This window comes from Salisaeta longa DSM 21114, assembly GCF_000419585.1.
Lineage (GTDB): Bacteria > Bacteroidota > Rhodothermia > Rhodothermales > Salinibacteraceae > Salisaeta > Salisaeta longa.
This window is the reverse complement of the sequence record NZ_ATTH01000001.1, coordinates 42,015-62,526: the sequence shown is the minus strand read 5'-3', so window position 1 is coordinate 62,526 and position 20,512 is coordinate 42,015. Positions and strand designations below refer to the sequence as shown.

Genomic DNA, 20,512 nt, shown 5'->3' with positions numbered 1-20,512 from the left:
GGTCGGCCTGCTGCTACCCCCCCGGTCATGCACAGGCACAATGCATGTGGATTGACTTCTCCCCGCCCTAAAGAGCGAGGATTCTTGCTCACGCAAAAGACTTACTGCTTCACCGGACCGTGCCCACTTCGCACAAAGGCTTTGTGGGTCTTACCGCGTCCTTCACAGTCCTCGCGCAGAGATTTCTGCGCTCCCGCCAGCCCGGCGGTACGAATGTTTTTCGCAGCGTTTACGTCCCGATCATGACGTTCGCCGCACGCTTCACATTGCCAATGCCGAACCGACAGCGGTTTCGTCTCCCCGACGTGCCCGCATTCGGAGCACCGCTTCGTGGACGGAAACCAACGGTCGATCTTGACGACGGTGCGACCGGCCCACTTGGCTTTGTATTCGATGTATCGAACGAGCGTAGACCAGCCGGTGTCGGCAATAGATCGGGACAGATTTCTATTTTGCTGCATCCCCTTCACATTCAACGTCTCCAGCGCGATGACTTGGTTTTCGTCAACGATTTTGCGGGAAAGCTTGTGAAGGAAGTCGTTTCGTTTGTCCGCAATCTTCGCGTGCAGACGCGCTACTCTGCGTTTCTGCTTTTTCCAGTTTTCGCTTCCTTTCTTTTTGCGCGACAGCCGACGTTGTGCTTTGCGAAGACGATGCAGGTCTTCTTTGAGGTGCTTCGGGTTGCCGCTCTTGGAGCCATCGGAGGTCACGACGACATCGGTGATGCCGAGGTCAATGCCGACGGCTGTGTCGGTCTCCGGCAGCGGCTCTTTCTCTTCGGTGCAGGTGAGGCTCACGAAGTAGCGGCCCGACGGGTTTTTCGTGAGCGTGACGCTCGTGACTTTGCAGGTGTCCGGGAGATCCCGGCTCCACCGCACGTTGAGTTCGCCCGGCACCTTCGCTACGCTCAGGCTCTTCCCGTAGAGCGTGAAGGCGTTGGAGGCGAAGCGGGCCGTCTGCTTCCCATGCTTGCGTTTGAAGTTGGGGTAGCCCGCTCTGCCGCCGAAAAAGTTCTGAAACGCCTGTTCCAGGTCACGGAGTTTCTGTTGCAGCGCGACGCTCGACACGTTGCGAAGCCACTGGTGGTCGTCGTCGCGTTTCAATTTGGTGAGACGCTTCGAGGTCGCCGTGTAGGTGAGGCTTTTTCCTTCGTCGTAGTAGCTCCGCGTGCGAAGATTGAGCGCCCAGTTCCAGACATAGCGCGTGTGGCCGAACACCTCGGCCAGCGCCACCTTCTGCTCGGCGGTTGGATAGAAACGAAACTTGTAGGCTGTGTTGTATCGCATGGTGTTTTCTTAAGTGAGCACATACCTGTAAGGTTTTGTGCGCTCGCATGCGAACTCGCGTACTCACAGCGAGAGGGTCCTGCATCACCCGCCTAAAAGCGGGGGTTTTACAGCCCTCTCGCGCTCTCCCAATACTACAAGCCGCAGGAGATCGCGGGGTACCAAGGAAAAGGTTATGAGATAGCGGCGGAAGGGGTTGGCACGCCCACCGCAGCCCTCGCCCTCTGGAAGGATAGCCCCGCCCACAACCGCGTGTTAGTCAACGCCGGCTCGTGGCGGGACATGGACTGGAAGGCCATGGGCGTGGGCATGCACGAGGGCTTCGCCGTGGTATGGTTTGGCGCCGCCCCCGACCCGTCGGCCGCGCCACCTGTGTGCCCATGACGCCCTCCGCGCGAAGACCTGCGCCGCTGGCGGTGTGACGATCGCCGCACTGCCAGCGGCTTGATGGGCCCCACCCAACGTGGGGATCGTCACCCGTTTCATCACTCGCCAACCAACGCATGCGCCGCTTGCTAACACGCCTTGCCACGCTTGCCGTTCTTGTCCTCGGGCTTTTGGCCTGCGATCAGGGCCCGCCCGGGCCGCCGGGGCCTCCTGGGCCGCCCGGACCGCCGGGCGATGCATCAACCACCAGCTTTGTGGTCGATTTCTTCCTGAGCGAGGCAGCCTTCAACGGCACGGTGGCCTCCATCCGGTACGACGCGCCCGAGATAACGCCGAGCGTCGTGCGCAACGGCCTCGTGCAGGCCTACTTCCGCGAGCAGGGCACCTGGACCGCCCTGCCCTACACCTATGGCGTCGAGTCGCCCGATCTGCCGGCCGTCGATTACACCGTGACGCTTGGCTATGCCTTCGAGCAGGGGTTCGTGGATGTGTTCTACGAGGTGTCCAATGAAATTGCGTTTGACACGCTGCCCGAGCAGACCGTGGTGAAGTTCGTCATCCTCGACGGCGATGCAAACGTCAACTACGCAACCGTCGACTGGTCGAACTACGAGGCGGTGGCGAAGCGCTTTAACCTCACCGACCCGAAGCCCGTGCGGCACCGGCAGCCGTAAAGCCGTCGCAGCCGCTACCGCATCATGACGTGCCGCCCTCGTGCGGACCTTCCCGTGCGCTATGCGTATGATGGACGGTCCGCACGTTTTGTTTACCAAGCTCTTCGTTCATGTCTGCTCCCTTTGCTGAACGCATCCACGATCGCTCCGTGGGCCCGTGCCGCCTGCTCACCCTCGAAACGCCCGTCGACCGCGTGGTGTCGTGGCGCGGCTCGTTCCTCACCTACCCAAACATCCGCGCGGGCGACGACCTCACCCAGCAGCTGATGGTTGCAATGCTGGACAAAGGCACCGAGCAGCGCGATCGGTTTGCGCTTTCGCGGGTCTTGGAGGACACCGGCGCGCAGCTCAACGTATCGAGCGACGGCCTGTACGTGGACGTCTCCGGGCGGGCCCTCGCCGAGGATGTGCCGGTGGTGCTGGAGCTATTGGCCGAGATGCTCCGAACGCCTGCCTTTGACGCGGCCGAGTTTGAGAAGGCGAAGGCGCAAGCCCTGGCCAACCTGCAGCAGCAGATGCAAGATACCGGCACGCAGGCGCACGGCCTGCTTACGCGGCGCCTCTACCCCCCCGCGCATCCCAACTACAACGCCCCGCTGGAGGAGCAAGTCGCCGCCCTGCAGGACCTTACGGTGGAGGACGTGCAGCAGTATCACGCCGCCCACGTGGGCGCGACCGACTTTGCGCTTGCCGTGGTGGGCGACCTGGACCGCTCCCATGTGGAAGGGGCCGTGCGCGCTGCCTTTGGCGACTGGGCCCCGCACGACGCCACGCCGTCGCATGCCACCGCCGCCGATCCGGAGCCCGCGGGCCGCGCGGTGTACGCCATGCCCGACCGCGACAGCATCGACGTGCGCATGGGCCACGCCCTGCCGCTGCGCCGCGACAGCGACGACTACGTGGCGCTCTACGTGGGCAACTACATCCTGGGCGGCAACTTTTCGGCGCGCCTCATGGCCCATGTGCGTGACGAAAAAGGCCTTACCTACGGCATTGGCTCGGGCCTCCAGGGCATCACCACGCGCTACAGCGGCCACTGGCGCATCTCGGTCGCGCTCAGCCAGGAGGCCTGCGCGCCCGGCATCGCGGCCACGCGCAACGAGATTCGCCGCTTCGTCGACGAGGGCGCGACGGCCGAGGAACTCGACGCCAAAAAAACCACCATCACCGGATCGTACGTGGTGGGCCTCTCCACCACGCGCCGCCTCGCCCACGCCATCCTGACCAACGCGGAACGCGGCTTCCCAATGACGTACCTCGACCGCTTCCCCGACGACGTGCGGGCGCTCTCCCTTGACGATGTGAACAGCGCCGTGCGCCGCTACCTACGTCCCGACGATCTCCACATCACGCTGGCGGGCACGGTGCCCGAGGCGGCCCAGGCGGCATAGCCGGGAGGACCGGCGCGCCTGCTTACCGGGCCGCGGCCGAGTCGCGCAGCACCACCAAGGGGCGCAGCGTAGCGAGCGTCTTGGGGCCGATGCCGCTCACCGCATCGAGTTCGTCGACGGTGGCAAAGCCGTTGTGCTCGGCGCGGTAGCGCATGATGCGGCGGGCCAGGGCCGGGCCAATCTCGGGCAGTCGCTCGAGCGCGGCCGCCGGGGCCGTGTTCACGTTCACCTTGCGCGGCGCGGTGCGGACGGTCATGGACGGCGGCACGCCCGATGCCTTGACCGTTTGGTAGAGCGCGGGCGGGCGCTTGGGCACGGCCCACCGCTCCTGCGCCTCTTGCACCAGCAGGCCGCCCCAAAACAGCGCGGACACCGTGAGGAGCGCCATCGCTTCCCGGCGCGTGATCGACAGGCGGTGCTGTACATCGTAAAGCCATTGCATCGCTTCCGGTGGACATCTGAGGGGTATGCATCGTATACGTCAGACACACGCTCCTTGCCCATTGTAACGCCCCATGCCCGGACGCTCCATCGTTCGTACCGATGCCCTGGTTTTGCGCCGTTTGGCCTACGGCGAGACGAGCGCCATCGTCACGCTCTTTACCCGCGAGCGCGGCAAGGTGGCCGTCATGGCCCGCGGCGCGCGCCGCCCCAAGAGCCCCTACGGCGCTTCGTTGCAGCCTATGGCCCATGCCGAGGTGGTCTTTTATCATAAGCCCACCCGCACGCTCCAAACGCTCAGCGAGAGCAGCCTGGTGGAACCGCTCCACCGCATCAGCGACGCGCTCGAGCCCATCACGCTCGGCCTGCAGGTGATGGAGCTGCTCGATCAGCTCCTGGAGGACGAAGACCCGCAGCCGCCGGTTCTGAATATCGCTATCGATATTTTGCGGGCCCTGCACCGCGGCGGCCCGCGCCTCGCCAACGTGTGGCCCTTCGCGCAGCTCCGCCTGTCGGGCGCGATGGGGGTGGCGCCCGCCGTCACGCGCGCCTCCATTACGGCCATCACCGACGACCGCGGCTGGCTCTCGCTCGCCAACGGCAACGTGTACCCGCTCGACGGCCGTCCGCGGGCCGGCACCAAGGCCTCGCGTGAAGCGCTGCGCGCCTTTGCCGTCTTCGCCCGCGCCGCCCTCGCCGATGTGCTGCGCATGCGCCTCGCCCCCGATGTGCGCGCCGAGGTGGGGCAGCTCATCGACGACTACCTCCGCTACCACTTCGAGGACGCCTACCGCCTCAAAAGCCGCGCGGTCATCCAGCAGCTCCGCGCCCCACAGTAACAACGTGTTAGGGATGGCCAAACGGCCCCTCGGATCGGTAGGGGCAACGGCACGCCCAACGCCCAAAACAGCTTAACCGTCTTGTCATCGCGAGCAACGACCGGCGGGAATGACGTGGGGGCCGGAGGTCATATCTATGATGGGGCCAGAGGTCATGCCCGTGGTGGGGCCGAAGGTCATATCTATGTTCTATGTATGGTGCGATCTCCGGGTACGAAGGCAACGGCCGATTGCGGAGAGTGCCCGCACGGCAGGTGTGCACGCATCGCCCCCAAACACCAAACGCCCGCCCGCAGCAGCGGACAGGCGTTTGTGTATTTACAACAGGTACTGCGCAAACGTCGGTCAGGCCTCATCGCCGGAAGACATCAATCCTCTTGGAATGGAGGCAAGACTTCCGACGTAAAAGAAGCCTATAAAAAAGATATGGAGTGGTCATTTTAGTTTCAATCCTCTTGGAATGGAGGCAAGACTTCCGACCTGCCGAGGGCATCGTGCCGGAGAAGCACGTACGCCGCGCGTGGTTTCAATCCTCTTGGAATGGAGGCAAGACTTCCGACGCTCACACTCATGCACGAGATAGGGCACGTCTTTTTGGGGTTTCAATCCTCTTGGAATGGAGGCAAGACTTCCGACGAAAACGCCGATGAGGCGGGGCAGGTCGAGGAACAGTGGGTGTTTCAATCCTCTTGGAATGGAGGCAAGACTTCCGACGCGTGGTCAGCCACGTTCTCAACACGTCACGCATCTGGTTTCAATCCTCTTGGAATGGAGGCAAGACTTCCGACGGTACCTGAAAGAGAGGTGAATACCGGTGCGAAAGGCAGCGGTTGCGGCCGCTGCAGGCCGTTGGTCGTAGCTCGGAGGCGTCATTTCCGCAGACCCTGTGCTAGCATGCGCTTGCTTCATGGCTTTTGATGAAGCCATCGTGAAGGCATTTTGCGCAACCCTATGTAAAAGAACATCTTGCGCGTGTGCCGCAGACCCCCCGCCTTGAGCGGACATTTTAGGTCTGCAACGCGCGTTGAATTCAATGGCATAGCACTGATTTCAACGCCACACGATTGCAGGGTATGTAAGCGGCTGGAGAATGTCAAGCGCCGCGGCCCACTTTTTCTGTGCGGTGGGCTGACGGGCGCGGTGGACTGCCCGACTGCGGAGATTGCCCGGCTGGGGAGATTGCCCGACTGCGGAGATTGCCCGACTGCGGAGATTGCCCGACTGCGGAGATTGCCCGGCTGGGGAGATTGCCCGGCTGGGGAGATTGCGCTTTCAGGATGACCTAAAGGCCCCCACGCTCACTGCGTTCGCTCGCAATGACAACAGCGGTTGATGAAAAATAGAGCGTCGATGGTTCAGATGGCTATTCGGGGTGGTCTGCCCAGCTGCACGCGCAGCGCACGGAAACAACTCACCCTTTTCATCGGCCCCGTCGTGTAACGCCCGGCCCGGTCGGATAACGTAACATTGCAGGCGGACCTGTCGCGCGGCTCGTGGGATATTACTTCCGTGCGAGGCGGTGCGCCTGCCTCGCCCCCACGCCACTTTCTGACACGATGCGCCTATCGCCATGACCCCGACCGATGCCATCCGCGCCGAAGATCAGTCGATTTGGCTCGACTACATCCGCCGCAGCCTCATGCAAAGCGGCGACTTGCATCGCCTCATTGCGGAGGACAACCTGCGCGGCATGACCTCCAACCCGTCCATCTTTCAGAAAGCCATTGGCGGCACCGGCGAGTACGACGCCGACCTGCACGCCCTGGTGGAGGCGCAGCCCGACGCGCCCGCCGAGGCGCTCTACGAACAAATCGCCATTGCCGACATCCAGCGCGCCGCCGACATCATGCGGCCCGTGTTTGAGGAGACCGGCACCGACGGCCTCGTGAGCCTGGAGGTGTCGCCCCACCTGGCCCGCGATACCGAGGGCACCATCACCGAGGCCCGCCGCCTGTGGCACGCCGTCAACCGCCCCAACCTGATGATTAAGGTGCCCGCCACCGACGCCGGCATCCCGGCTATCGAGCAGCTCATCAGCGAGGGCATCAATGTGAACATCACCCTGATGTTTTCGCTCGACCACTACGAAGCGACCGCCGAGGCCTACATCCGCGGGCTGGAGCGCGCCAACGACCCCACGGGCATCCACTCGGTGGCTTCGTTCTTTGTGAGCCGCGTGGCGGTGATGGTCGACGATCTGCTCGACGAAAAGGATGTCGATGTCGACTTCAACGGAAGTGACGTGGCCATTGCCAACGCCAAGATGGCGTATCAGCGCTTCCAAGAAATCTTTCATGGCGATCGCTTTGCCGCCCTCCGCGCGGAAGGCGCGCTCGTGCAGCGCCCGCTGTGGGCCTCCACCAGCACCAAGCACCCCGAGCGCTCCGATGTGCAGTACGTAGAGGAGCTCATCGGCCCCGAAACGGTCAACACCATTCCGCCGGATACGCTGGATGCCTTCCGCGACCACGGCACCGTGCGCGGGGCGACCGTCACCGAAACCCTCGACGACGCCCGCGCGGTCCTGTCTGGGCTGGCCGACGCCGGCATCGACCTCGACGACGTCACCGAGGCGCTACAGGAAGAGGGCATCGACAAATTTGTGCGCCCCTTCGACAACCTCCTCGACGCCATTGAGGAGAAGCGCGCGCAGCTTGCAGGCGGTACCGGACCGGCACGCTACGCCCTCAGCGCAGACACCGAATCGGCGGTTGAGGAGCAACTGGCGGCCTGGGATGCCGCGGACTTCGGCGCGCGCTTCTGGCGGCACGATCCCACGCTGTGGGCCGATGTGGACACCCCCGAGCTGGCCAACCGCATGGGCTGGCTCACGCTGCCCGCCCGCATGAATCGCCACCTGGCCGACCTGACGGCCTTCGCCGATGCCGTCCGCGATACTATTGACCACGTGGTGGTGTGCGGCATGGGCGGCTCTAGCCTCGCCCCGGAGGTGTACAGCGATGTGTTTGGCGCAGCGGAGGGCTATCCGTCGCTCACCGTGCTCGACAGCACGCACCCCGAGCACCTGGAGGCCCTGGCCGATACGCTCGACCTCAACCGCTCGCTGTTTCTGATTGCGTCGAAGAGCGGCACCACCGTTGAAACGCTCTCGTTCTTCCGCTTCTTCTGGGATCGCGTACAGGCCCTTACCGACACGCCGGGCGACCACTTCGCCGCGGTCACCGATCCGGGCTCAAAGCTCGTGGCGTTGGGCGCAGAGCGCAACTTCCGACGCGTGTTTACAGCCATGCCCGACGTGGGCGGGCGGTACTCGGCACTCACGCACTTTGGCCTCGTGCCGGCTGCGCTCATGGGCGCCGACCTGCACGGGCTGCTGTTTCGGGCGGGCCTCAAGGCAACGGCGGAGGGCTTCGCGGCGCCCGCGACAGCTCCGCACGACGGCCTCAAACTGGGCGCGGTGCTGGGCGCGCTCTGGAACGACGGCCGCGATAAGCTGACGTTTGTGCCCAGCGCGGGCCTTGCGGCGCTTCCGGCCTGGCACGAACAACTGATTGCCGAGAGCACCGGCAAGGATGATGTGGGCCTCGTGCCGGTGGCCGGCGAACCCCTCGCCGGGCCCGACGCCTACGACGACGATCGCGTGTTCATCCACTTTCACCTGGAGGGCGCGGAGGACGAGGCGCTGCACGAGACCCTCGATGCGCTCGAAGCAGCCGGCCACCCGGTCCTGCGCATCGCCCTGCGCGACACCACCGACCTCGCCCGCGAGATGTACGTGTGGGAGGTCGCCGTGGCCGCTGCCGGGGCCGTGATGGGCATTCAGCCGTTCAACCAGCCGAACGTGGAGGCCGCCAAGAAGCACGCCAAGGCCGCCATGACGGGCGACGACCCCGCCGGCGACGCCGTCTCCACCGTCGATGGCACCGACACGGCCGCCCTTACCGACGCGCTGCGCATGTGGATGGGCACCGTGCAGCCGGGCGACTACCTGTCGGTTCAGGCCTATCTCGCCCCGAATGCTTCCACCGATGACGCCTTGCATACCCTGCAAGCCCGCCTGCGCGACCGCCTGCAGGCAGCCACCACCCTGGGCTACGGCCCGCGCTTCCTGCACTCGACCGGGCAGCTGCACAAGGGCGGCCCCAACACGGTGCGCGTGCTGCAACTGGTGGACACGCCCACGGCCGATGTGCCGGTGCCTGAAACGGACTTCACCTTCGAGGCGCTGATCCGCGCGCAGGCCCTGGGCGATTACCACGCGCTGCGCGACCAAGACCGCACGGTGCTGCGCATCCACCTGGGCCCCGATCCCGCATCGCGGCTCTCTGTGCTGATCGCCGCGCTGGAAGATGCACAGGCCCAAGCGACAGCGTAGCCACCACACGCTCGTTACGCTCCTTTCCACGCCCACCAACCACACTATGAACGGACTCTTTGAGTTCTGGTACATGCTGCCGGTTTCCGTCGTCTTTGCCACCGTGGCGCTTGGTTCGGGCGTGGAAGGGGCCACGTTTTTCTCGCCGTTTTTCATCCTGGTGCTGGGCCTCGACCCCATGACGGCCATCGGGGCGGGGCTCATCACCGAAGTGTTTGGCTTTAGCAGCGGACTGTATTCGTACGTCCGCCGTCGCCTCATCGACTATCGAATGGGCGGACAGCTTTTGGCCGTGGCTGTACCTATGGCTCTGGCAGGCACGTACGCGGCGCACTTCATCGCCGACGACATTCTAAAAACCATCCTTGGCATGGGCTTGGTCGCCGTTGCCATCAGTTTTGTGCGCACGCCCGATGCGGAAACAGTCAGCGCGCTGAATGACGATGCCGTTGTAGATGCCGACGAAGCCGAGCGCTGCGTGACCCCCTCCGATGGAGAGGAAGTCTGTTACCGCGTCTTCAATCGCACTGAAGGACTCTTCACCGGTGGCATTGGCGGGTTGTTTATTGGAATGGTATCCACCGGTCTAGGCGAGATGAACGGGTACTTGCTCCTGCAGCGCTGCCGCATTCCCTCCCGCGTGGCCATTGCTACGAGCGTCTTTGTGGTGGCCGTAACGGCCCTCGTGGCCTCGGCCGGGCACGTCGTCGAGTTTGTGCGTGCCGGCGGCGATCAGCTTACGCAGTTGCTGCACCTGCTGCTGTGGGTGGTGCCCGGCGTGGTGGTGGGCGGACAAGTGGGGCCTGCGGTGGCCGAGCGCATCCCCGACCGCGTGCTAGAGCTCGGGATGGGCGTGCTGTTTCTCCTGGTTTCGGGCATCCTCCTGGCCGAAGTGGCTCTGACCTAATTCTCACGTGCTATGATTGATGCTTTTGTGTTTGACCTCGACGGCACCCTGGTGCAGACCGAGCGCCTAAAGGCCCGCTCATATGCACAAGCCGCGGAGGAGCTATGCCCCAATGGCCTCTCTGAAGACGCTGTCCTCAATGCTTACAGAGACGTGGTGGGGCGCTCGCGTGAGCATGTGGCCACCACGCTCATGGAACGCTTTGACCTGACCGACGCGGCCCACGAGTACATGGAGGCGCAGGATGGTGAAGCACACGCACCCTGGCAGGCCTTCGTCAACGTGCGTCTCGGCTACTACAATGCCATGATGCGCAACCCCGACACCATTCGCGACCACCGGTGGACGCACACCATCGGCCTGTTGCAGGCCGCCCGCTCCAACCAGTGTGCCGTGGCGCTGGCTACCACCTCGCGGCGCGACCAGACCGAGCGCGTCCTTGAGGCCCTCGGCCTTGCTGATGCGTTTGACTGCATCGCCACCGCCGATGACGTGCAAGCAACCAAGCCGCACCCCGAGATTTATCGGCTCGTTGCTGTTACGCTTGGCATTCGTCCCGATCATTTGTTGGCTATCGAAGACTCGCCGGCAGGCGTGCAGGCTGCCCGAACCGCCGGCTTGCATTGCATAGCCGTTGCGACAGACTTTACCCGAAACGCCTTGTACGACGCCGATTTGTTGCCCAGCGACCGGATCGTCGACGATCCGAACACGCTGCCAACAGCGGTTCAATCCCTCCTCGACACTCAATCATCAGACGCCTAATCCGTATGACGCTTGGAATGGTAGGACTTGGCAAGATGGGTGCCAACATGACGCGCCGCCTCTTGCAAGACGATCACGACGTGGTGGGCTTCGACCTGAATGAGGACGCCGTCGCCGCCATTACGGACGAAGGAGCCGCCGGCGCCCCCACGCTGGAGGCTCTCGTCGACCGGCTCGACGCACCGCGCGTCTGCTGGATCATGGTGCCGGCCGGCGATCCCGTCGACCAAACCATCGACACGTTGCTTCCGCTGCTAGAGGCGGGTGACATCCTCGTCGATGGCGGCAACTCGAACTACAAAGACACGCTCCGCCGCGCCGAGCGCGTGCACGACGCGGACCTTCACTACGTCGATGTGGGCACCTCGGGCGGCGTGTGGGGGCTGGAGCAAGGCTACAGCATGATGGTGGGCGGCTCCGACGAAGCCGTCGATGTCCTCCGTCCGGCCCTCGAAACGCTCGCGCCGGGGCCCAACAAGGGCTGGGGGCATATGGGCGCCGTGGGCAGCGGGCACTTCGTCAAGATGGTGCACAACGGCATCGAATACGGCGTCATGCAGGCGTATGCCGAAGGATTTGACATCCTGCAGGCCAAAGACGACTTCGACCTCGACCTCCATCAGGTGGCCGAGACGTGGCGCTTTGGCTCGGTCATTCGCTCGTGGCTGCTCGACCTGACCGCCCGCGCCCTGGAAGACGGCGATGCCCTGGACGACATCGCGCCGTGGGTGGACGACTCGGGCGAGGGCCGCTGGACCGTGAAGGAGGCCATTGACCTCGACGTGCCGGCGCCGGTCATTACCGATGCGCTCATCAGCCGCCTGAATTCCCGCGTGGAAGACTCCTACACGCACAAGCTGCTGGCAGCCATGCGCAATCAGTTTGGCGGCCACGACGTGAAGGAGAGCAACGACTGATGATGTTGGCGCGCCGCATGACCCATCGGTGTCCGTAACCCACCAATCGAACAAGACATTCAACCATGGCCCCGATCGATCCGCACCTGTTTGTCATCTTTGGCGCCACCGGCGACCTCACCAAGCGCAAGCTGCTGCCCGCGCTGTACCACCTCATGCAAGAGGCCGGCGTCGCCGAGCAGTGCTACATCCTGGGCGTGGCCCGCTCGGAGTGGTCGGACGACGACTTCCGCGCCGAGGCCCGCGATGCGCTCGCGGACGAGGAGCTGGGCCACTGGTGCGACGAGCATCTGTTCTACCAATCCATTGGCTCCAACTCGCAGCGCTACGATGCCCTCCGCGACCGCGTGGAGGCGCTGGAGGCCGCGCACGACCTGCCCGGCAACCGCGTATTTTACCTCTCGCTGCCGCCGGCGGTGTACGGCGACACGGTGGAGGCCATCGGCGAGGTGGGACTCAACGCGAGCGACGGGTGGACGCGCGTCGTCATCGAAAAGCCGTTTGGGCACGACCTGGCCTCGGCGCAGCAGCTCAACGAGCGCATCCACCGGCACTTCTCCGAGGACGAAATCTACCGCATCGACCACTACCTGGGCAAAGAAACCGTCCAGAACCTGCTGGCCTTTCGGTTTGGCAATGCCATCTTCGAGTCGCTCTGGAATCGCGACCGCATCGAGCGCGTCGAGGTCACCGTGGCCGAGCCGCTGGGCGTGGGCACGCGCGCCGGGTACTACGACGACGCCGGCCACCTGCGCGACATGGTGCAAAACCACCTCACGCAGCTCTTTACGCTTGTGGCCATGGAGCCGCCGGCCACCTTTGGTGCAGACGCCATCCGCGGCGAGAAGGTGAAGGTGCTGCGGGCCACGCGGGCCATTGACAAGTCACAGGTTGTCTTTGGCCAGTACGATGCCGGTACCGTAGCCGACGAAGAGGTGCCCGCCTACCGCGCCGAAGACGGCGTGCCCGACGACTCGGACACCGAGACGTTTGTGGCCCTTCCGCTGTACGTTGACAACTGGCGGTGGCAGGGCGTGCCGTTTTACCTCCGCACCGGCAAGCGCCTGCCCGAAAAGCGCACCCAGATTGCCGTGCACTTCCGCTGCGCGCCCGTCTCCATCTTTGAAACGGAAACCGGCGGCGCGTGCGACGTCAACCCCAACGTGCTCGTCATCACCTTGCAGCCCAACGAGGGCTTCGATCTGCACTTTGAGGTGAAGAAGCCCGGCGACGGGATGCAACTGGCCACACAGCGCCTCGACTTTCGATACAAAGATGCGTTTGGCCCCATTCCCGACGCATACAGCACGTTGATCCGCGACATCATCACGGGCGATCAGACGCTGTTCGTGCATAGTGACGAGGTAGAAGCATCGTGGCGCCTGTACACGCCCCTCTTGGCGGCCGACCTGCCGGTGCACACCTACCCGGCCGGAAGCTGGGGGCCGGAGGCGGTAGCGCAGTTGCTGCCGCGCTGGACGAACGGCGCGGTGCCCGCGTCCGAAGGAGCCGCCGCGTAGGCGCTCCCGACGGCCGTCAGATGCCGGAGGCGATGAGGAGTTCGATGTCGCGGTGGCTCATGCCAAACATGGTCGCCAGGCTCTTTTTGGTGAGATGCTGGCGGTACACGTAGGTGCCATTGCGCAATCCTTCGTCGCGCCATAACGCCTCGTTGATGGAGCCCGCCTCGCCGATGCGGATGAGGTACGGCACCAGCACGTGCGTGAGCGCATAGCTGGCCGTGCGCGCCGCGTTCGAAGGCATGTTGGGGACGCAGTAATGAATGATGTCGTGCCGGCGGAAGATGGGCTTCGAGTGGGTGGTGGGGCGGCTCGTCTCGATGCAGCCGCCCTGGTCCATCACCGCATCGACCACCACGCCGCCCGCGGTCATCTCGGCCACCATGTCTTCCGTCACGAGCATGGGCGACCGCTGGCCGTCCGACATCATCGCCCCAATGACGACATCGGCCGAGCGCACCGCCTGCCGGATGTACTGCTCGCTGGCCATGGCCGTCGTCACGCGGCGGTCGAGGTAGTGCTCTAGCGTGCGCAGCTGGCCGAGCTCGGTGTCCAGCACAATGACGTGGGCGCCGTAGCCCAGCGCCGTCCGCGCGGCCCACTCGCCCACCACGCCCGCGCCCAAAATGACAACCGTCGCCGGCGGCACGCCCGAGATGCCGCCCAGCATGACGCCCTTTCCGCCCGCATTGCTCTCCAGGTAGCGCCCCGCCACCTGGATGGCCATCGAGCCGGTAATCTCGTGCATCATACGGATAAGCGGAAACGTACCGTCCGGGTCGCGGATGAACTCGAACCCGACGCCCGTGATGCGATGGTCCATCAGGTGCTTCAAAAAATCGGGCGTGGTGCCGCCCAGGTTCAGCGCCGAGATGAGCAACTGACGCTCCTGCAGATAGCCGAGCTCGTCGTCCCCGGGCGGGCCCACCTTCACGATGAGGTCGCAATGGCCGTACAGGTCGCCCGGCCCGTCCATCAGCTCGGCGCCCGCCTCCATGTACTCGTCGTCCTGAAAGTGCGCCTGCCGGCCCGCGCCTTGCTCCACGTACACCTCGTGTCCATTGGCCACCAGGGTGCTGGCGCCGGTGGGCGTAAGCGCCACGCGGCGCTCCTCGTTGGCCACCTCGCGGGGCACCCCAATACGCAACGCTTCGTGATCGCTGGAGCGCTTTAGGCGCCGTTCCATCGTCATGAGGCCTTGCTCGCTCGCAAGGCCCTGCAGCGAAGGGATTTCCATAAACGCAGTTGATTGCCAAAAGACAGGTATGCCCCGCGCCGGATGCTGGGGCCTACCGGGTAATATAACGCTCCGGCCGGAGAGTGTCATCCCGGCGCGGCAGGTGCTATCCTTGAATTTCCGTGACCAGCTCAATCTCTTTGAGCACGGCTTGCACCTCGAAGCACTCCTCGAAGGTGCCCTCGTACACCGTGGCCTTGCCCTGCGTATGCACCGTCCAGGCATGCTTTTCGGCCTGACTGCGCGAGCATCCCGTGGCCTTCACCAGCTGACCGATCACCTCCTCGAAGGTGTGCACGTCATCGTTGTACAGGATCACCGCCCAGGGCTTATCGGTGCCGGTACCGTCGTCGGTACGCTCTTCGGTGGTTACGTCGGGCGTGGCCGGTTCGATGGTGGGAGACGGTGCTTCGGGCATGGAACTACGGGCGCTAAGACGAGCGAGCAGCGAACGTTGGAGGCTAAGCCGCAGCGGCATCAACGGCCGCTACAGTAATCGTGTAATTCTCCGTCACCGGGTTGGCGAGCAACTTTTCGCAGGCGGCTTCCGCAACGGCGCGAGCCGCTTCGGCATCGGCGGCGTCGATGGTCAGCTCCACCCGCTTGCCCATGCGCACGTCTTCGACCTGCGGATAGCCCAGGTTGTCGAGCGCGTGGTGCACGGCTTTCCCTTCGGGATCGAGGATGGACGGGCGCAGCGTAACGGCAATCGTGGCTTTGTACATAACACAGAAGCTTGAGCATGGAAAGCGGACGGCAGACGTACGAGCGGTATGCGCTGCGGGTTCACGCGCACGGCACGTTCACCGCGCTTCGCAGGGCCCGCGAGGCCCCCGGTGCTCACTCCTCCCCCGGCGCCCGCGCACCGTCGGAGGGGCCCTGCTCGATGGGCGCCGGCGTGGCCAGGGCCTTCCCCAGCTGGTAGATGGCACGGCCCACCCCGTGCGCCAGGTACACCATCAGCACAATGAACAACCCCAGGGCCTGCAACCCCACGATGAGCACGCCCGCCAGCACGTACAGGGCCGTCTTTTGGGGATGGGCCCGCACGTAATCGACCGTTGGGGTAGGGATGCTGTCAAACTCGATGCTCGACACCATGAGCGCCGAGAGGGCCACCACCACGGGGATCATGACCGACGCGGTATCAAGGCGCAGCGTATCGGCCCAGGCCGACTGCTCGGCGGCCAGGATGAGGGCCACCAGCGCGATGCCTTGCCCGGGAATGGGCAGTCCTTCGAAATAGTCTTTGCGCTCGCCGTCGTAGCTCATGTTGTAGCGCGCCAGGCGCACCGCCCCGCAAAGCGCCGGCAGCGCGGCCACGATCATGCCGATGGGCTCAAGGTCGTGCAGGCCGTAGGTGTACACGAGGTACGCCGGTGCCACCCCAAACGACACCACATCGCTGAGCGAGTCGAGCTCTACGCCAAACGGACTGGCGGCGTTGGCGAGGCGCGCGGTCATCCCGTCGAGCAAGTCGAAGAACGCCGCCAGGATGATGAGCCACGCAGCCATGACGTACGCCCCCTCATGAATCTGCGTAAGGGCCAAGAAGCCGCTGAACAGGTTCATGAGCGTAAAGAACGACGGCACCGCCACGCGCGGGGGCGGGCGTTCGCCGCGCTGCTCGCGCCGGGCCGAGCGGTAGGCCTTGTATCGATGCCGAATGCGCCGCGGATCGGAGCGGGCGCCGGGCGACGAGGAATCGGAAGCAGGCATTAGGGCGTGGTGGCGGTCTGTTCAGAAGCATCGGCAGCCGCCGGGGGCGCATCGGGGAACGTCCCCAGCACGGTTTCACCCGCCCGCACCACATCGTCCACGGTAGCGGTAACCTCCACGCCCGGCGGCACGTGTACGTCCATGCGCGATCCAAACTTCACGATCCCGAAGCGCTCGCCCGCCCGCAGCGTATCGCCGGTCTCCACATGAAAGACGATGCGCCGCGCCACGGCACCGGCAATTTGCTTAAACAGCACCTTGGAGCCGCTGGGGTGGCGGGTGCCAATCTCGGAGCGCTCGTTCTTCTCGCTCGCCTTTGGGTGCCACGCCACCAGGTAATCGCCCGGCCGGTACTTTACGTACTCAACGACGCCGTTGGCCGGCGCGCGGTTTACGTGCACATCGAGCGGCGAGAGAAAGATGGAAATGCGTGTAGACGGCCCCTTGAGGTACAGGGGCTCGTTCTCCTGCACAACCTCTACCACGCGGCCATCGGCCGGTGCCACAAACGCTTCGCCGTTGCGGGCCACCGGCGGCGTGGTGCGGTCGGGATCACGAAAGAAGTACACCGTGAAGGCCACCAGGGCCACAGCCAGCACAAGCACCGGCGCGCGCGTCATCCACGACTGCAGCCACAGCGAACCGATACCCAAAAGAAGCGCCAGCACCGTAGCACCGGCAATAAGCGAATAGCCTTCGCGAGCAATCACAGACAAATCGAGGGGTCGGGAGAGCGATGATACGAGGAGGCGCTACTGCTGCACGAGCGGAGCCGCCGTGCCCCACGTCGCGCCAAACACGAAGTCGGCCAGCGTCTTGCGCGAGCGCGGGGCCGTTTCGCCGGCTTGCATCTTTTCGGGCAGCTGCTCCGGATCGCCCAGGTAGCCCAGCGCAAGGCCCGTCACCGGCTCCACGTCCTCCGGCAGATCAAACGTTTCGTGGATTACGTCCGGCTCGATGCCCGCCATCTGGTGCACGTATAGCCCACGCATGGTGGCTTGCAGGGTGAGCGCCGCCGAGGCCGCGCCCAAGTCGTGGCGCGCGTGCGGATTCGACCGTCCATTTTTCGCAAAGGTCGTACGCACCAGGCCCAGCAGGAGCACCGGCGCCGTTTGGGCCCACGCCTGGTTGAACGAATTCAAGCACGAGAGCACCGCTTCGTAGTGGGCAGCATCACCGTCACGGCGCGCAATGATGTAGCGCCACGGCTGCTCGTTGTACGACGACATCGTCCAGCGCGCCGCCTCCAGCACCTCGCGGAGCGTCTCCGCAGGCACCACGCGGTCGGCAAAGGCCCGCGGACTAAACCGGTTACGAAAGGGCGCGTCAATGCTATGGTGGGTGTCGGCCCGCTTCACATCGGGCGTAGCGGTCGTGTCGGTAGCCACGGAAAATGAGGGTTGATGGGCATAAATGAACGAGCGTATGCTGTACCTTCCGTAGAGGCAAAGGTTCGTGCGCACAGCGCGCCCGTCATAATTTGCGTAATTTTTCGGATGCGTCGCCTGCGGCGGGGATCCTTCCGCACCCGTTGCCCGGTTTCATTGGGTGTTGCTCTACTCATCACGCGCCACGCCTATGTCTACGTACGACGTCGCCATCATCGGAGGCGGCATTGTGGGCCTTGCCACCGCCTACCGGCTCACGCAACGCGCCCCCGATGCGTCGGTGGTGGTGCTGGAGAAGGAAAGCCGTGTGGCGGCGCACCAAACCGGGCGCAACTCGGGCGTCATCCACGCCGGACTGTCGTACACGCCGGGGTCGCTCAAGGCCAAAAACTGCCGCGAAGGGCGCCGCATGCTCGTCGAGTTTTGCGAGCGCGAGGGCGTGGCGTACGACCTGTGCGGCAAGGTGATTGTCGCCACCCGCGAAGAGGAGCTGCCCATCCTTCAACGGTTGGAGGCCACCGGACGCCAAAACAAGATTGCGTTTGAGCGGATTGGCCCCGAACGCCTCCGCGAGATTGAGCCGCACACGCGCGGGCTGGCGGCGCTGCACGTGCCCAACGAGGGCATCGTAGACTATACCGGCATGAGCGAAGCGCTTGCGCGCATCATCCGCGAGGCCGGCCACGACATTCTGCTGAACACTGCCGTACGCACCCTGCACACGGCCCGCACCGGCGTGACGCTGCAAACCACCGCGGGCGACGTGCAGGCGCGCTACGTGGTAAACTGCGCGGGGCTCTACGCCGATCGCATCGCGCAAATGAGCGGGCAAGACCCCGAAGCCAAGGTGGTGCCCTTTCGCGGCGAGTACTATCAGCTCGTTCCCGAGCGGCGCCACTTGTGCAACACGCTCATCTATCCCGTCCCCGATCCGGCGTATCCGTTCCTCGGCGTCCACTTTACGCAGATGATTGACGGGCGCGTGGAGTGCGGCCCCAGCGCGGTGCTCGCGTTTGCCCGCGAGGGGTATCGCCTCACCGATGTGAACTGGCCCGAGCTGTGGGACATCCTCACGTATCCGGGCTTCTGGCGCCTAAGCGCCACCCACTGGCAAAAGGGGCTGATGGAACTGGTGCAGTCGCTCAGCAAACGCTACTACGTCCACAAGGCCCGCCACCTGATTCCAGAGGTAACGGTCGACGATTTCGAACCGGCACCGTCGGGCGTGCGGGCGCAAGCGCTGCACCCGGATGGCACGCTGGAGGATGACTTCTGGATCAAGACCACCGACCGCGTCGTGAACGTCATCAACGCGGCGTCGCCGGCCGCCACCGCCTCGCTGAGCATCGGACAGCTTATCGTCACGCGCTACCTCGAACAGCGCCTGTCTTCGGTGACGGCTACGGCGGCGTAAGTCCTCCTGCACCCGAACGCTTTGTGCCGTGGCTGCTGCCCCCTCAAACGATACGTGGAACGATGCCCTGCAGCTGATTATGGCGGTGGGGGGGCTGGCGCTCTTTCTGGTGCTGCTGTACGAGATGGAGGTGCCGCCGCGCGATGGGAGCTTCCTGAACCCGCCGCTGGTGGCGCTGGCGGGCGTTATCTTGCTGTGGCCGCTGCGCAAGCGGCCGGCTGTGCAGGCCCTGCTGGTGTCGGGCGGTACGCTGTTGCTGCTGTGGATTCTGGACACCGTAAGCGGCATCCTCATTCCGTTTGTGGCGGTTTATCTGCTTGCCTACCTGCTGAATCCGGTCGTTACGCACCTTCACGAGCGTCGGGGCATTCCCCGCTGGGCGTCGTCCCTCACCACCACGCTGCTTGCGGTGGGCGCGCTGGTTCTGTTCTTTTTCGTGGTGGCCCCCAACCTCGTCGGCCAGCTCGACAGCCTCTCGCAGCGTCTCATCACGGCCGTCGAGGAGGTACGTGCCTGGCTTGGCACCACGAACATCATTGAGCGGGTGGCTGAGGCGAGCGGCCTGTCGAAGCAGCGCCTGTTGGATCAGGGCGCGGCGCTCATCGAGCAGCAGGTGGAGCAGCTTCCGAGCACCATCGAAGACCTGATGCAGTCGGTGGGCTCGGTGCTGGGCGCGCTCACGCTCGTGGCACTGGTGCCCGTGCTGCTGTTTTACACGCTCAAGGACTACCCGCGCATCCGCGATGCGCTGATCGCACTCTCTCCCACAGCCAACGGCCGGCGCGACTACCTGCTGAAGGCGGGCGGCATCGTGGGGCGGTACCTGCGCGGGCAGCTCATCATCAGCGGCATTGCGACGTTGAACGTGTCGGTGGCGCTTTACCTGTTCGATGTGCCGTTTTGGCTGCTGATTGGCCTGCTTACGGGCGTGCTCAACTTCATCCCCAACATTGGCGCGCTCATCAACACGGGCGTCGGCGCGCTGCTTGCCTTTGCCTTTAGCGGCTGGGTGAGCGCGGCCGTCGTGGTGGGCGTGCTCCTCGGCCAGTACACCCTGGAGCAAAGCCTGCTTACGCCCAACGTGATGCAGTATCAGGTGGGCCTGCACCCGGTGCTCGTCCTGTTCTCGCTGCTCGTCTTTGGCTCGTTCATGGGCGCCTTTGGCCTGTTTGTGGCGGTGCCCACCACGGCCATTCTCGTTACGGGCTACCGCGCCTACAGCGAGGAGCTGACGCTTGACCTGCACGCGTACAGCAACCCGCCGGGCGCGTAGCCCCGCGGCGGCCCGCTC

At 64.6% G+C, this 20,512-nt stretch carries 19 protein-coding genes and 1 CRISPR repeat array; of the genes, 11 read left to right on the top strand and 8 right to left on the bottom strand.

All coding sequences use genetic code 11. The annotated features are described in order from the left end of the window. Positions 1–101: 101 nt before the first annotated feature. Positions 102–1,286, bottom strand: a complete 1,185-nt coding sequence (locus tag SALLO_RS0100295) for an RNA-guided endonuclease InsQ/TnpB family protein (protein ID WP_022834340.1) — start codon at positions 1,284–1,286, stop codon at positions 102–104. Between the two features lie 252 nt (positions 1,287–1,538). Here SALLO_RS0100295 and SALLO_RS18790 point away from each other — a divergent pair, with 252 nt between their 5' ends. From SALLO_RS18790 to SALLO_RS0100280, 3 genes are all read left to right on the top strand, one after another. Continuing rightward, positions 1,539–1,670 carry a hypothetical protein gene (locus SALLO_RS18790; protein WP_267283235.1) on the top strand — a complete coding sequence of 44 codons (132 nt, stop codon included), beginning with the start codon at positions 1,539–1,541 and terminating at the stop codon, positions 1,668–1,670. Between the two features lie 119 nt (positions 1,671–1,789). After that, positions 1,790–2,347, top strand: a complete 558-nt coding sequence (locus SALLO_RS14190; RefSeq protein ID WP_022834338.1) for a hypothetical protein — start codon at positions 1,790–1,792, stop codon at positions 2,345–2,347. 110 nt (positions 2,348–2,457) lie between these two features. Then, positions 2,458–3,738, top strand: a complete 1,281-nt coding sequence (locus SALLO_RS0100280; RefSeq protein WP_022834337.1) for a M16 family metallopeptidase — start codon at positions 2,458–2,460, stop codon at positions 3,736–3,738. 22 nt (positions 3,739–3,760) lie between these two features. Here SALLO_RS0100280 and SALLO_RS0100275 read toward each other — a convergent pair whose 3' ends face one another. After that, positions 3,761–4,180: a ComEA family DNA-binding protein gene (locus SALLO_RS0100275; RefSeq protein WP_022834336.1), complete on the bottom strand. Its 420-nt coding sequence runs from the start codon at positions 4,178–4,180 to the stop codon at positions 3,761–3,763. A 73-nt stretch (positions 4,181–4,253) separates the two neighbouring features. Between SALLO_RS0100275 and recO the strand changes: the two genes are divergently transcribed. From recO to zwf, 6 genes are all read left to right on the top strand, one after another. Further along, positions 4,254–5,018 carry a DNA repair protein RecO gene (gene recO, locus SALLO_RS0100270; protein ID WP_022834335.1) on the top strand — a complete coding sequence of 255 codons (765 nt, stop codon included), beginning with the start codon at positions 4,254–4,256 and terminating at the stop codon, positions 5,016–5,018. A 365-nt stretch (positions 5,019–5,383) separates the two neighbouring features. Next, positions 5,384–5,806: direct repeats of the CRISPR family, unit length 37 nt; unit sequence GTTTCAATCCTCTTGGAATGGAGGCAAGACTTCCGAC. 782 nt (positions 5,807–6,588) lie between these two features. After that, positions 6,589–9,354: a bifunctional transaldolase/phosoglucose isomerase gene (locus SALLO_RS0100265; RefSeq protein ID WP_022834334.1), complete on the top strand. Its 2,766-nt coding sequence runs from the start codon at positions 6,589–6,591 to the stop codon at positions 9,352–9,354. 46 nt (positions 9,355–9,400) lie between these two features. Continuing rightward, complete coding sequence (locus tag SALLO_RS0100260; RefSeq protein ID WP_022834333.1) at positions 9,401–10,261, top strand: sulfite exporter TauE/SafE family protein; 861 nt, start codon at positions 9,401–9,403, stop codon at positions 10,259–10,261. A gap of 12 nt (positions 10,262–10,273) precedes the next feature. Next, positions 10,274–11,026 (top strand): HAD family hydrolase, encoded by a 753-nt coding sequence (locus tag SALLO_RS17480; RefSeq protein WP_022834332.1) that lies wholly within the window; start codon positions 10,274–10,276, stop codon positions 11,024–11,026. Positions 11,027–11,031: 5 nt separating this feature from the next. Further along, on the top strand, positions 11,032–11,943 hold the full coding sequence (gene gnd, locus SALLO_RS0100250) for a phosphogluconate dehydrogenase (NAD(+)-dependent, decarboxylating) (protein WP_022834331.1): 912 nt from the start codon (positions 11,032–11,034) through the stop codon (positions 11,941–11,943). 65 nt (positions 11,944–12,008) lie between these two features. Further along, on the top strand, positions 12,009–13,463 hold the full coding sequence (gene zwf / locus SALLO_RS14180) for a glucose-6-phosphate dehydrogenase (RefSeq protein WP_022834330.1): 1,455 nt from the start codon (positions 12,009–12,011) through the stop codon (positions 13,461–13,463). 16 nt (positions 13,464–13,479) lie between these two features. Here the strand turns inward: zwf and SALLO_RS0100240 are convergent, their stop codons facing one another. From SALLO_RS0100240 to SALLO_RS0100215, 6 genes are all read right to left on the bottom strand, one after another. Further along, positions 13,480–14,700, bottom strand: coding sequence for an alanine dehydrogenase (locus tag SALLO_RS0100240; protein ID WP_022834329.1), 1,221 nt, complete (start codon positions 14,698–14,700; stop codon positions 13,480–13,482). A gap of 106 nt (positions 14,701–14,806) precedes the next feature. Further along, a complete protein-coding gene (locus SALLO_RS0100235; RefSeq protein ID WP_022834328.1) occupies positions 14,807–15,118 on the bottom strand; it encodes an ATP-dependent Clp protease adaptor ClpS in 312 nt (103 codons plus the stop codon). A 43-nt stretch (positions 15,119–15,161) separates the two neighbouring features. Further along, entirely contained in the window at positions 15,162–15,425 is a 264-nt protein-coding gene (gene purS, locus SALLO_RS0100230) for a phosphoribosylformylglycinamidine synthase subunit PurS (RefSeq protein ID WP_022834327.1), read from the bottom strand. A 115-nt stretch (positions 15,426–15,540) separates the two neighbouring features. Next, positions 15,541–16,419 carry a CDP-diacylglycerol--serine O-phosphatidyltransferase gene (gene pssA, locus SALLO_RS14175; RefSeq protein ID WP_022834326.1) on the bottom strand — a complete coding sequence of 293 codons (879 nt, stop codon included), beginning with the start codon at positions 16,417–16,419 and terminating at the stop codon, positions 15,541–15,543. Then, on the bottom strand, positions 16,419–17,129 hold the full coding sequence (locus SALLO_RS14170) for a phosphatidylserine decarboxylase family protein (RefSeq protein WP_084696308.1): 711 nt from the start codon (positions 17,127–17,129) through the stop codon (positions 16,419–16,421). The genes pssA and SALLO_RS14170 overlap by 1 nt, the downstream gene beginning before the upstream one ends. Before the next feature lie 42 nt (positions 17,130–17,171). Continuing rightward, complete coding sequence (locus tag SALLO_RS0100215; protein WP_084696072.1) at positions 17,172–17,807, bottom strand: nitroreductase family protein; 636 nt, start codon at positions 17,805–17,807, stop codon at positions 17,172–17,174. A 190-nt stretch (positions 17,808–17,997) separates the two neighbouring features. Between SALLO_RS0100215 and lhgO the strand changes: the two genes are divergently transcribed. Beyond that, positions 17,998–19,221: an L-2-hydroxyglutarate oxidase gene (gene lhgO, locus SALLO_RS0100210; protein ID WP_022834323.1), complete on the top strand. Its 1,224-nt coding sequence runs from the start codon at positions 17,998–18,000 to the stop codon at positions 19,219–19,221. A 28-nt stretch (positions 19,222–19,249) separates the two neighbouring features. Further along, positions 19,250–20,494: an AI-2E family transporter gene (locus SALLO_RS14165; RefSeq protein ID WP_022834322.1), complete on the top strand. Its 1,245-nt coding sequence runs from the start codon at positions 19,250–19,252 to the stop codon at positions 20,492–20,494. Positions 20,495–20,512: the final 18 nt, after the last annotated feature.

Coding starts and splice junctions, on each gene's coding strand:
- SALLO_RS0100295 (WP_022834340.1), bottom strand. CDS start 1,286: ATGCGATACAACACAGCCTACAAGTTTCGTTTCTATCCAACCGCCGAG.
- SALLO_RS14190 (WP_022834338.1), top strand. CDS start 1,790: ATGCGCCGCTTGCTAACACGCCTTGCCACGCTTGCCGTTCTTGTCCTC.
- SALLO_RS0100280 (WP_022834337.1), top strand. CDS start 2,458: ATGTCTGCTCCCTTTGCTGAACGCATCCACGATCGCTCCGTGGGCCCG.
- SALLO_RS0100275 (WP_022834336.1), bottom strand. CDS start 4,180: ATGCAATGGCTTTACGATGTACAGCACCGCCTGTCGATCACGCGCCGG.
- recO (WP_022834335.1), top strand. CDS start 4,254: ATGCCCGGACGCTCCATCGTTCGTACCGATGCCCTGGTTTTGCGCCGT.
- SALLO_RS0100265 (WP_022834334.1), top strand. CDS start 6,589: ATGACCCCGACCGATGCCATCCGCGCCGAAGATCAGTCGATTTGGCTC.
- SALLO_RS0100260 (WP_022834333.1), top strand. CDS start 9,401: ATGAACGGACTCTTTGAGTTCTGGTACATGCTGCCGGTTTCCGTCGTC.
- SALLO_RS17480 (WP_022834332.1), top strand. CDS start 10,274: ATGATTGATGCTTTTGTGTTTGACCTCGACGGCACCCTGGTGCAGACC.
- gnd (WP_022834331.1), top strand. CDS start 11,032: ATGACGCTTGGAATGGTAGGACTTGGCAAGATGGGTGCCAACATGACG.
- zwf (WP_022834330.1), top strand. CDS start 12,009: ATGGCCCCGATCGATCCGCACCTGTTTGTCATCTTTGGCGCCACCGGC.
- SALLO_RS0100240 (WP_022834329.1), bottom strand. CDS start 14,700: ATGGAAATCCCTTCGCTGCAGGGCCTTGCGAGCGAGCAAGGCCTCATG.
- SALLO_RS0100235 (WP_022834328.1), bottom strand. CDS start 15,118: ATGCCCGAAGCACCGTCTCCCACCATCGAACCGGCCACGCCCGACGTA.
- purS (WP_022834327.1), bottom strand. CDS start 15,425: ATGTACAAAGCCACGATTGCCGTTACGCTGCGCCCGTCCATCCTCGAT.
- pssA (WP_022834326.1), bottom strand. CDS start 16,419: ATGCCTGCTTCCGATTCCTCGTCGCCCGGCGCCCGCTCCGATCCGCGG.
- lhgO (WP_022834323.1), top strand. CDS start 17,998: ATGTCTACGTACGACGTCGCCATCATCGGAGGCGGCATTGTGGGCCTT.